The following is a 9,802-nucleotide window of genomic DNA, read 5'->3' as shown; positions in this document are numbered from 1 at the left end:
CTCAGTTGGTAGAGCAGTTGGCTTTTAACCAATTGGTCGTAGGTTCGAATCCCACACGACCCACCATTTTTCTGGCCTTGAGCGACATGCTCAAGGCCTGTCAAAAAGATGCAGATCACTCGATCTGATACGAAACAAAATCCTTATAGCATTCTTCAATAAAGCAAAATCTCTGCTTTCGATGCTATAGGTTTGCCTGCAATACCCAACCCCTATACTTTTTGCAGCTTCGCCAGACCCACAAGCCTGGCGAAGCGTTAGTTTCAATTACCGGCATCGCCACCATGAGCTTTTGCCAGTTCCTTCGCATGCACGAGATGTTCTTTCAGCTTGGGCAGCGTATCTGCAGCGAAAGCCTTGAGTTCGGCGTCTTCACCGTTTGCCGCTTCTTCCTCGAAGAGAGCGATGGCTTCCTCATGGGCCTTTACCTGATTGTTGGCGTAAGCCTGGTCGAAAGACTTGGCGCTGCGTAGCTCCAGTATCATCGACTTCGCTTTGTCCATCATTTGCGCGTCGCTGGAAACCTCCAGATTCTTGCTTTCGGCCAGTGCCTTGAGCTTGTTGTTGGCTGCCGTGTGGTCTTTGACCATCTTGTCAGCGAAGCTTTTCACATCGCCAGAGCTGCCTTTTTCCTGCGCAAGCCTGCCGGCTTCGACTTCGGCAATACCTTTGGCAGAAGCATCCTCCACGAAGTCGTCGCTATCCTGAGCGGCAAGGGCCGTCTGGCCAGCCAGGGAAATCAACAGTGCGAGTGCGGATGTTTTGATTAAGTGAGCCATTTGATCCTTCCTTTTATCAGTCTTGTGGGGCGTGTATTTACGGCTTGTATGAGTTCGGACTGAGGGCTTTCCCGATTCGTTCAGCCTTTTTCCCGAAGTGCATGTGCCTGACCGGCCCGGTTTCATGTCTGCTGTCCTCTGCCTGTCAGAAAGTCGAAACCTGTCGGTGTGCGAGGGTTCTCAACCTTGTTGCCGTCACCGGTACGACCTCGAACGGTCAGGGAGGGGAAGATGAAGGGTTTCAATTGGCGTATAGCGCTGGAGTGCTCAACCGTTTCGCTGTGCCTGGGGATGTTGCTGGCATGTGGCGATAGCAATACAGAATCTGCAGTGGTGGCGCCGGGGGAAGCGAAGGCGCCGCTGACCCAGGCTCTTGATGTCGGGGCGGATGCGTTGCAGAGCCGTCTGCCCATCAATGAGCTGAATGCCTACCTCAACGGCTTCCATTTTTACAATGGCCGCATGCAAGACCAGATGGAAGCCCATCATTACTGCTCGATCCTCAATGAAGAGGTCATTCAGTGCGCGATTTTCGACGGCAACATGAAAGATGCCAAGTTGATGGGCGTGGAGTACATCATCAGCGAGCAACTGTTCACCACGCTTCCCGAACAGGAAAAGGCGCTCTGGCATAGTCATGCGCACGAGGTCAAATCAGGCCAGCTGTTCGCGCCGGGTATCCCGCAGCCGGCAGAGCATGCCTTGATGGAAAAGCTTGTGGGGACCTACGGCAAGACGTGGCATACCTGGCATACCGATATGGATAAGCAACTGCCGCTGGGCGTTCCTCAATTGATGATGGGCTTTACCGCTGATGGTCAGGCAGATGAGAGGAGGGTTTCAGAGCGTGATGAGCGGTTTGGCAGCCGCAGTGCTGAACGAAAGGCTGCCAGGGCCGATATCGTTGCGCCCGCGGTGTTGCCGGGCGCCGATGCGTGGCGCGAAGGGCGGGTGATACAGATTCAGGACCCGACGGTTAAACAGCCTCACAAACCAGACTCACCTGGGCCGAAAAAGTAAGTGATGTGCCCGACCAGCGCTTCGACGGGTCGAGTGGCGCTGGCCGGTTTCATGAAAATTCAGGTTTTCCTATAGCACATGTGCACTATGGAGCGATCTTTGTGCTGCTGATACCCTTGGCAGCTTGCGTCGAATTCCTGAATCACCTCACGAACTCTTCTCTGATTGCCATGAATGGACTCTCTTTCGGCAAGGCGCCGACCCATGGCGGCAATATGAACATCCTGACGATGTTTCGCCGCTGACGAATAACGAGTTCCATGAATTGAAATGACCATGCTCAAGACCTCCCTTGGCCTCACCGCTGCGCTTGTATCGACTCAACTGCTGGCCGGGGGCTTTGCCCGAACCGAACAAAGTATCAGTGGCATGGGGATCGGTCAGGCCGGGCGTGCGTCGGCGGCTGAAGATGCCAGTACGGTCTATGGCAACCCGGCCGGCATGGCTCGTCTTGAAGGCCGACAAATCACCGCGGGCGTGGCTTTCATCGATGCGTCCACTGACATCAGCCATGTCAGCGGCCGCTCCAGTGGCAGCAATGACGGCGACATGGTGCCGTTCAGCAGCGTTCCGTTCGGTTTCTATACCCGGCAGCTCGATGAGCACTGGGCGTTCGGCTTCGGGGTCTACGCGCCGTTTGGCCTGTCGACCGATTATGAAAACGGTTTTCAGGGCCGCATGTTTGCCAGCAAGAGTGACATCAAGGTCGTGACCTTGCAGCCCACTATCAGCTACGCCTTCAATGACAGGTTGTCGATTGGTTTTGGGCCGACCTTGAACCGGATTGCGGGCACCCTGGAGTCTGACATCACCCTCAGCCCGACGATTGCCGACACTAATGTGAAGGTCAAGGGCGACGATACGGCCCTGGGCTTCAATGCCGGCGTATTGTTCAATGCGACCGATACCACTCGGGTCGGGCTGACTTACCACTCGAAAGTGGACTACAAGCTGGATTGCCACACCCAGGTGGCTACGGGTGCCGGAACTCCGCCGCTGTTACTGGCCAGCAATCGTTACGACTGTACCCTGAAAGTGACCACGCCCGAGTCCTACGATTTTTCGGTCACCCAGGAACTGAGCGATGCCTGGACGCTTTATGCCAGCGCGACCTGGACAGGCTGGAGTCGCCTGCAGGACCTGAGTCTGCGTAATCAGCCGATTTCCGCTGCGCAAGGTGGCTCGCTGGCCTCGGCCTTGACTGGTTCGATCCAGGAAGGCCTGAACTGGCACGACACCTGGGCCTATGCCATCGGCACCGCTTACCAGTTGAACCCGCAATGGGTGTTGCGCACCGGTTTGATGTTCGATCAGTCGCCGACCAGCAATACCAATCGTTCGCCGCGTACACCGACCGGGGATCGGCGCATAGTCAGCCTGGGCGTCGGCTACAGCGTGACGCCGCAACTGACGATTGATCTGGCTTACTCTTACCTCAGGGAAGAAAGTGTCGATGTGAGTCGTGCCAATGCGCTGGGCAGTTACAGTGCCACTTATCAAAGCGATGCCAGTCTGTTTGGCGTCGGGGCAACATACCGCTTCTGATCCAGCTGTGAACGACAGCGTTCTGCAAAATCCTGGTGCAGCGCTTCATGCCGAGGCGCGCAACAGCCTCATCCTGAAACTCAACAGCAGTGAACGCAGTTCTGCCGGGCGCAGAGGTTTGGAGAGGACCGGGATCTGTGGATCGTTCAGCGATCGTTGAACGTGCTGGATTTCGTGGCCAGTGATCACGATGGCGGGTATCTGTCGACCGTGCAGCTGGCTCAGGTAAGCAATGCAGTCTGCACCGGTGGCGCTGCGATCAAGGTCGAAGTCGGTGACCACAAGGTCGCAATCGACACGGGTCTTGGGGATGGCCGAGGCGGTCTGCACTTCGCATCCCCATTTGCGCAGCAGCATGGCGGTCGCTTGCAGCACGTTGATGTTGTCCTCGATCAGCAAGACGCGCAAACCGCTCAGCAGGCGCTTGTTCCAGTCGATATCAAGGGTTGGTGCGGCAGGGCTTGCGGCTACGGTTTGCAGGCCGCTGATGACCACTGCCGTGCCGCGCTCTGGGCGCGATCCGATATTGACCTTCAGTTCCAGCAGTCGGGCAATACGGTTGACGATACTCAGGCCCAGCCCGACGCCTTCAATGTCCTGATCCCGCTCTTCGCGCACCCGGTAAAATTCGTTGCACAGATGAGGCAGGTGTTGCGCCGGGATGCCGCGGCCCAGGTCATAGACACCGATGCTCAGTCTGCCCTTGTGGTGTCGGCAGCCGATCAGCATCGGTTTGCCGGGAGCATATTTGAAGGCGTTGGAGATCAGATTCTGCAACAGGGTGCGCAACAGCGCCGGGTCGCTGTGGACATGCTGCTGGCAGGGGCGTATGCGGATTTCCACGCCGGCCCAGTTGGCGGCTTCGCTGTTCTGGCTGACCAGATCGTTCAACAGTGCATCGACATCCACGGTTTCCGGGCGTGGCGTCACTTCACCCTGATTGAGTGTGTGGCTGTCCAGCAATGAACGGAAAAGCTGTTCGACCGCGCTGAGCGCCCGGTCGATATTGTCCACCAGACGGCGCTCGTCCGTACCCAGTTTCGCGTCCCGCAGGCAGGCGGTGAACAGGCTGATGGAGTGGATGGGCTGACGCAGGTCATGACTGGCTTGAGCCAGAAAACGCGATTTGGCCTCATTGGCCGCCTGGGTTTCTTCCAGAGCGATATGCAGGCGTGAGAGCAGGAAGTACACGAACAGCGGCAGCACCAGCATGGTCAGGATCATCAGTACCGCGACGGCGGGATGTTCCTGCAGGAAGGGTGTGAGCTGGATGATGATTGCCAGCGAAGCCAGGGCAAAGCCGGTGGCCAGCAACAGGTAGTTGCGCCCGTAACGCATGCCGTAACCGACGGTCATGCTGAGCATCACCGAATACACCGGCAACATCGGTTCGCCACCCACGGTAATGGTGACAATCCCGGCCATATTGTCGAGAACCAGTGCGAATACCCGGCGTCTTGTGGACACGCCAGGTCGCTGGGCGATGCGCACGATCAGGCCCGTGCCGACGATACCGAAGCCCAGGCAATAGGCCAGAATCACCCACATCCGGGTTTCGGACATATCATCCAGGGCAAACATGATCAGCGCGTAGAGTGCGGAGGTGGCGATGACCGCCATTCGCAGCAGGGCCTGGATCATTTCCAGGTCTTTGCATTTGGAGAGTATCGACATCGCGGTTCCTGGCTGGCAGTGAGGCGAAGAGTTACTTGATGGCGAGGCTGGAGAACTGCGCCGCTGCGGCAGAGCGTGTGGATACGCCAAGCACCTTGAGCAGGCTGGACACATGGATGCGCACCGTGAAAGGCGAGATACCCAGTTCCTTGGCAATTTCCTTGTTGGTCTTTCCGGCGGCGACCAGGCCCAGCACCTGTTTCTGACGGAAAGTGAGCGCACTGAGAGCGCTGATCGTCGAATCGCTCAGAATCGAGCCTTCGGACTTGTACTTGACCACAACTTCGCCCTGACGAATGGCGATGATGGACTCGGTTATTTCCAGCGGGTCGATGTTCTTGCCGATAAAACCATCGGCACCATGAGCCATGACTTGGGAAATGGTTTCCATATCATCGATCATTGAAACAACTATGATCGACGTGCGTCGGAATTCGTCCCTTAGTTCGGCAATATTCTGCATCGAATCCAGGCCGGGAAAGCGCAGGTCGAGAATCAGCGTATCGACTTCATCACCCGAGCGTGCAAGGGTCAGGACTTCATTGAGATTACCGGCTTGCTCGATGATCGCTTCAGGCAGCAAACGCTCGATGGTGCGTAGCATGCCTTCACGAAATAAGGGGTGGTCGTCGGCCACGATGATTCTGCACGACATGCCTCTGCTTCCGAATTTTAAGTGCGCTCATCATACTCGATAGAGACAATATGTATCATAAATGATACGCCTTTAACTTGATTCTTTATCGTTTGGCGGCATTGTCGAACCGTTTCTTTTTAAGTGATATTAGGACGCCAGTATTTATTTTAAGTTCAGGAAAGGTTGTTCAACTTTTCCGGCCTGAAATCAGGAGTAAACATGCAGGAGCGGAAAAACGCCGAACTGGATCAGGCGACGCTGAGACTGATCGTTGCCACGGTTGCCATCGTCTATGTAGGGTCGATCGGTTTTCTGCCGAATTTCGACGTCGCTCAGTACGAGCCGATCCTTGCCTACTACTCGGGCTTCCTGGTGGTTTCTTTGCTCCTGCGTCATCACATCGTCCGCTATCCCGGTGTCTATCCAGTGCGCCGCGTGCTGGGAATGCTGCATGACTACACCGGGATTTCCGTCGGGCTGATCGTAGGCGGGGAAGCAACCTTGCCGATTTTCAGTGTGATGGTCTGGGTCACTCTCGGTAACGGCATGCGCTTCGGCTCACGCTACCTGGCGATTGCCGCATGCCTGGCAATGCTCTCGATCCTGATCACTTACCAATTGACGCCGTATTGGCAGTCACAGCCGTTCATGGTTCTGATGCTGATTTCGGTGACCATTCTGGTGCCGGGCTATGCCCATATCCTGCTGGTCAGGGCCCGTGAGGCTTCGGAGCAGGCAACTGTGGCCAACCGGGAGAAAGAGCGCTTTCTGGCTCAGGCCAGTCATGACCTGCGCCAGCCCATTCACTCCATTGGCATGTTTACCGCGTGCCTGCGTTCAAGTTCGCTGGGCGACTATGAGCGGAAACTGGTCGACAGCATCGATCGTTCCCTGCACAACGTTTCGCAACTGTTTCGCTCCATTCTGGATATCTACACCCTGGACAGCGGCAAGGTCTCGGCCAGCTCGGATCAGGTGAACCTGGACGAGATGCTGGCCGAGATCGTCCAGCAAAACAGTGCGGCGGCACGTTGGGCGGGTGTCGAGCTGCGGGTTCGGGCCTGTCGGCGCTGGGTCAGGACCGACGGCACGTTACTCAGCACGATGGTCCAGAATATTCTCTCCAACGCACTCAAATATGCTCCCGGGCAGCCAGTGCTGATCGGTGTCCGCAAGCGCAGGGATGGGCTGTCGATCAGCATTCATGATCAGGGCCGTGGCATGGCCGCCGAGCATCTGCCCAAGGTCTGCGACGAGTTCTACCGGATTCGCCACGAGCGTGACAAGGACGTCGAGGGCGTGGGCCTTGGGTTGTCCATCGTCAAGCGGCTCAGTCAGATTCTCGGTGTGCAGGTGAGTATCGATTCGCGGGTGGATCGTGGCACGACGGTGACGATTCACGGGCTTGAAGAGGTGGCCGCGCCTGCGCAGCCTGCACGCAGGAAGACGCTGGGCGACAGCCTGCTCAATGGCGTGAAAATCTGCCTGGTGGAAGATGACAGCAACGTCTTGATGGCCACCGCTGCGCTACTGGAAAAGTGGGGCTGCGAGGTGCAAATGGCCAATTCGGCCGAAGGCCTGACCACCGATTGCGACATCATCGTCGCCGATTACGATCTGGGTACCATCGCCAACGGTCTGGACTGCATCGACAGCATACGGGCTGATCGTGGCTGGGATGTTCCGGCCCTGATCGTCACCGGGCGCGAGGTGGAAATGGTCCAGGCAGCCTTGCAGGGCCGTAAAGTCTCGGTGCTGTCCAAGCCGCTTCGACCTTCGGAGTTGCGCCTGAGCCTGCTGGAGATGCGCGAGAAGTCTTGAGCCGGCATCCAGCTACTGTTTGTAGCGCAGTTCATCGATGAGGGTCTGCATGGCCCGTGATTTTTCCCGCTTGCTGGAATAATAGAGGTGCAGGCCCGGAAAGCTCGGCCACCAGCTTTCCAGTACCGGGAGCAGGGTGCCGTCATCGAAATGGGGCTTGGCCATGTCTTCGGGCACAAAGGCCAGCCCAAAGCCCGAGACGGCGGCATTGAGGATCTGCTTGATGCCGTTGAAAATCAGTTTGCCTTTGACCCTCACATTGATCTCGTGATCGCCATTCTTCAACTCCCAGGCATACAGCCCGCCGCGCGTCGGCAGGCGCATGTTGATGCATTCATGATCCATCAGGTCCTGAGGCCGGGCGGGCATTGTGCGCGACTCAAGGTAAGACGGTGCGCCGACGATCACCAGGCGCATGTCGGGTGCGATGCGCACGGCCTCGGTTTCCTTGGTCAGCCCGTCTCCCAGGCGAACACCGAAGTCGAAGTTTTCCGCCACGATATCGGTCAGGCCATAGTCAATGACCATTTCCACACTGATTTGCGGATACTTGGGCAGAATCTGCGCGAGCCTGGGCCAGAGCAGGGTATCGATGGCATGGTCGGTGGCCGTGATACGGATATTGCCGGCGGGTGTGTTGCCGAATTCGACCACGGCGATCAGTTCGGACTCGATGGCCTTGAGGCGCGGTTCGACCGTTTGCAGCAGGCGCTCACCGGCCTCGGTTACCGAAACACTGCGCGTGGTGCGAGTCAGAAGGCGCACGCCCAACCGTGCCTCCAGCCCCTGGATGGTATGGCTGAGCATGGATTGAGAAATCCCCAACTGAGAGGCCGCTCGCGTGAAGCTGCGTTCGCGCGCAACTGCAATCAGGGCGAGCAGGTCGCTGTAGTTTTCCTTGGGCATTAATCAATTCTCTGCATGGGGGGGCGAGCCACTTTATCAAGACGGACACAGTGTCGCAGCACTCATGAATGCAGTATTTCTGCTTCAATCCATGAGGAAGATATTGATTGATATGGTTCATGACTCTATTCGGTTTCAGGGGCTTTTCTCGGCGGCATCACGGCCTTTTAATGAGTAATGACCCGCAAAGGGCAGGGCGCTGATTGCAGCCCTGTCCGCTTTTCGTATTTCCCGCTATGAGCACACACATGGACCAGGCTTTTCGCCGCACCTTGAATAGACAGGACGTTGATCATGGCGAGTATTGATGTTCTGGTGCTACGCACGGCCTGTGACTGGTTGGCCAGCGGCCACAAGATTCTGCTTGCCACCGTCGTGCGGACCTGGGGCTCGTCGCCCAGGCCTGTGGGGTCGATGATGGTGCTTCGCGATGATGGTCGAGCGGTTGGCAGCGTGTCCGGTGGTTGCATCGAGGATGATCTGATTCATCGTTACACCACGGCTTACAGCGCGGGCAGTCTTCCCCTGACGCCCCCTGAAGTTGTGCGCTATGGCGTCAGCGCCGACGAAGCTCACCGGTTCGGGCTGCCATGTGGCGGCACACTGGAGCTGGTCCTGGAGTTCAGCCCCCCGCTGCAAACCCTGGAGCAACTGGTTGCCCAGCTTGAACAGGGTTATCTGGTGCGGCGTAACGTGAACCTGGCCGATGGCAGCGTGAGTCTGGAAACGACGCCGATCCCTGAAGAGCTCAAGTTCGACGGTGAGCGTCTGGTCAACACCCTTGGCCCAGGCTATCGCATGCTGCTGATCGGTGCCGGTGCTCTGGCCGAATATGTCTCGATCATGGCGCTGTTCAACGGGTTCAAGGTAACCGTGTGCGATCCGCGAATCGAGTACATGGACACTTGGGCCGTTGATGGCGTGGAGAAAAGCAGTGGTATGCCCGATGATGTGGTGGCGGCGTTCCGGCCCGACCTTCGGACCTGCATTATTGCCCTGAGCCACGACCCCAAGCTGGATGACCTTGCGCTGCTGGAGGCCCTGAAAAGCCAGGCGTTCTACATTGGCGCAATCGGCTCGCGGCGTAACAACCAGAGTCGCAGAGAGCGGCTGATGACCCACTTTGGCGAAACCGAGGCATCATTGCAGCGCCTGCGCGGCCCCATCGGTGTCTACATCGGCAGCAAAACCCCGGCGGAAATCGCGGTCAGCGTCATGGCCGAAATTCTTGCGGCCAAGAACAATGTTCCATTGCCCAGAGAGGCTTCGGTCGCTATTGCGAAGAGGCTGGAGGAAAGTTGTAAGCTTTAGGCTTCAGGTTCAAGCCTCAAGCCTCAAGCCTCAAGCCTCAAGCTACAAGCTACAAGCTACAAGCTACAAGCTACAAGCTACAAGCTACAAGCTACAAGCTACAAGCTAC

General features: G+C 57.2%; 9 protein-coding genes. 5 read left to right on the top strand and 4 right to left on the bottom strand.

Annotation, left to right across the window (positions count from 1 at the left end):
- Window positions 1–263: 263 nt before the first annotated feature.
- Window positions 264–779: a DUF4142 domain-containing protein gene (locus tag K5D32_RS25480; protein WP_221602279.1), complete on the bottom strand. Its 516-nt coding sequence runs from the start codon at window positions 777–779 to the stop codon at window positions 264–266.
- A 291-nt stretch (window positions 780–1,070) separates the two neighbouring features.
- On the opposite strand from K5D32_RS25480, the gene K5D32_RS25475 reads away from it, so the two are divergent.
- Genes K5D32_RS25475 through K5D32_RS25465 form a run of 3 tightly spaced genes read left to right on the top strand, consistent with a single transcriptional unit; the run spans window position 1,071 to window position 3,344 of the window.
- Window positions 1,071–1,799 carry an OBAP family protein gene (locus K5D32_RS25475; protein ID WP_260407544.1) on the top strand — a complete coding sequence of 243 codons (729 nt, stop codon included), beginning with the start codon at window positions 1,071–1,073 and terminating at the stop codon, window positions 1,797–1,799.
- Between the two features lie 5 nt (window positions 1,800–1,804).
- On the top strand, window positions 1,805–2,044 hold the full coding sequence (locus tag K5D32_RS25470) for a hypothetical protein (protein WP_221602277.1): 240 nt from the start codon (window positions 1,805–1,807) through the stop codon (window positions 2,042–2,044).
- A gap of 31 nt (window positions 2,045–2,075) precedes the next feature.
- The gene (locus K5D32_RS25465; protein ID WP_221576797.1) at window positions 2,076–3,344 is read left to right on the top strand and encodes an OmpP1/FadL family transporter; all 1,269 of its coding nucleotides are present in this window, start codon (window positions 2,076–2,078) and stop codon (window positions 3,342–3,344) included.
- Between the two features lie 45 nt (window positions 3,345–3,389).
- Here K5D32_RS25465 and K5D32_RS25460 read toward each other — a convergent pair whose 3' ends face one another.
- Together K5D32_RS25460 and K5D32_RS25455 are read right to left on the bottom strand one after the other, a co-directional pair.
- Entirely contained in the window at window positions 3,390–4,985 is a 1,596-nt protein-coding gene (locus K5D32_RS25460) for a hybrid sensor histidine kinase/response regulator (protein ID WP_221576846.1), read from the bottom strand.
- A 64-nt stretch (window positions 4,986–5,049) separates the two neighbouring features.
- Entirely contained in the window at window positions 5,050–5,673 is a 624-nt protein-coding gene (locus K5D32_RS25455) for a response regulator transcription factor (RefSeq protein WP_198728068.1), read from the bottom strand.
- Window positions 5,674–5,874: 201 nt separating this feature from the next.
- On the opposite strand from K5D32_RS25455, the gene K5D32_RS25450 reads away from it, so the two are divergent.
- Complete coding sequence (locus tag K5D32_RS25450; protein WP_221576798.1) at window positions 5,875–7,476, top strand: hybrid sensor histidine kinase/response regulator; 1,602 nt, start codon at window positions 5,875–5,877, stop codon at window positions 7,474–7,476.
- A 12-nt stretch (window positions 7,477–7,488) separates the two neighbouring features.
- Here the strand turns inward: K5D32_RS25450 and K5D32_RS25445 are convergent, their stop codons facing one another.
- Window positions 7,489–8,382 carry a LysR family transcriptional regulator gene (locus K5D32_RS25445; RefSeq protein WP_221576799.1) on the bottom strand — a complete coding sequence of 298 codons (894 nt, stop codon included), beginning with the start codon at window positions 8,380–8,382 and terminating at the stop codon, window positions 7,489–7,491.
- A gap of 294 nt (window positions 8,383–8,676) precedes the next feature.
- On the opposite strand from K5D32_RS25445, the gene K5D32_RS25440 reads away from it, so the two are divergent.
- Complete coding sequence (locus K5D32_RS25440; protein WP_221576800.1) at window positions 8,677–9,693, top strand: XdhC family protein; 1,017 nt, start codon at window positions 8,677–8,679, stop codon at window positions 9,691–9,693.
- Window positions 9,694–9,802: the final 109 nt, after the last annotated feature.

This window comes from Pseudomonas cichorii, from assembly GCF_019719005.1.
Taxonomy (GTDB): Bacteria; Pseudomonadota; Gammaproteobacteria; order Pseudomonadales; family Pseudomonadaceae; genus Aquipseudomonas; species Aquipseudomonas cichorii_E.
The sequence above is the reverse complement of the archived record's forward strand: the minus strand, read 5'-3'. Positions and strand labels throughout refer to the sequence as shown.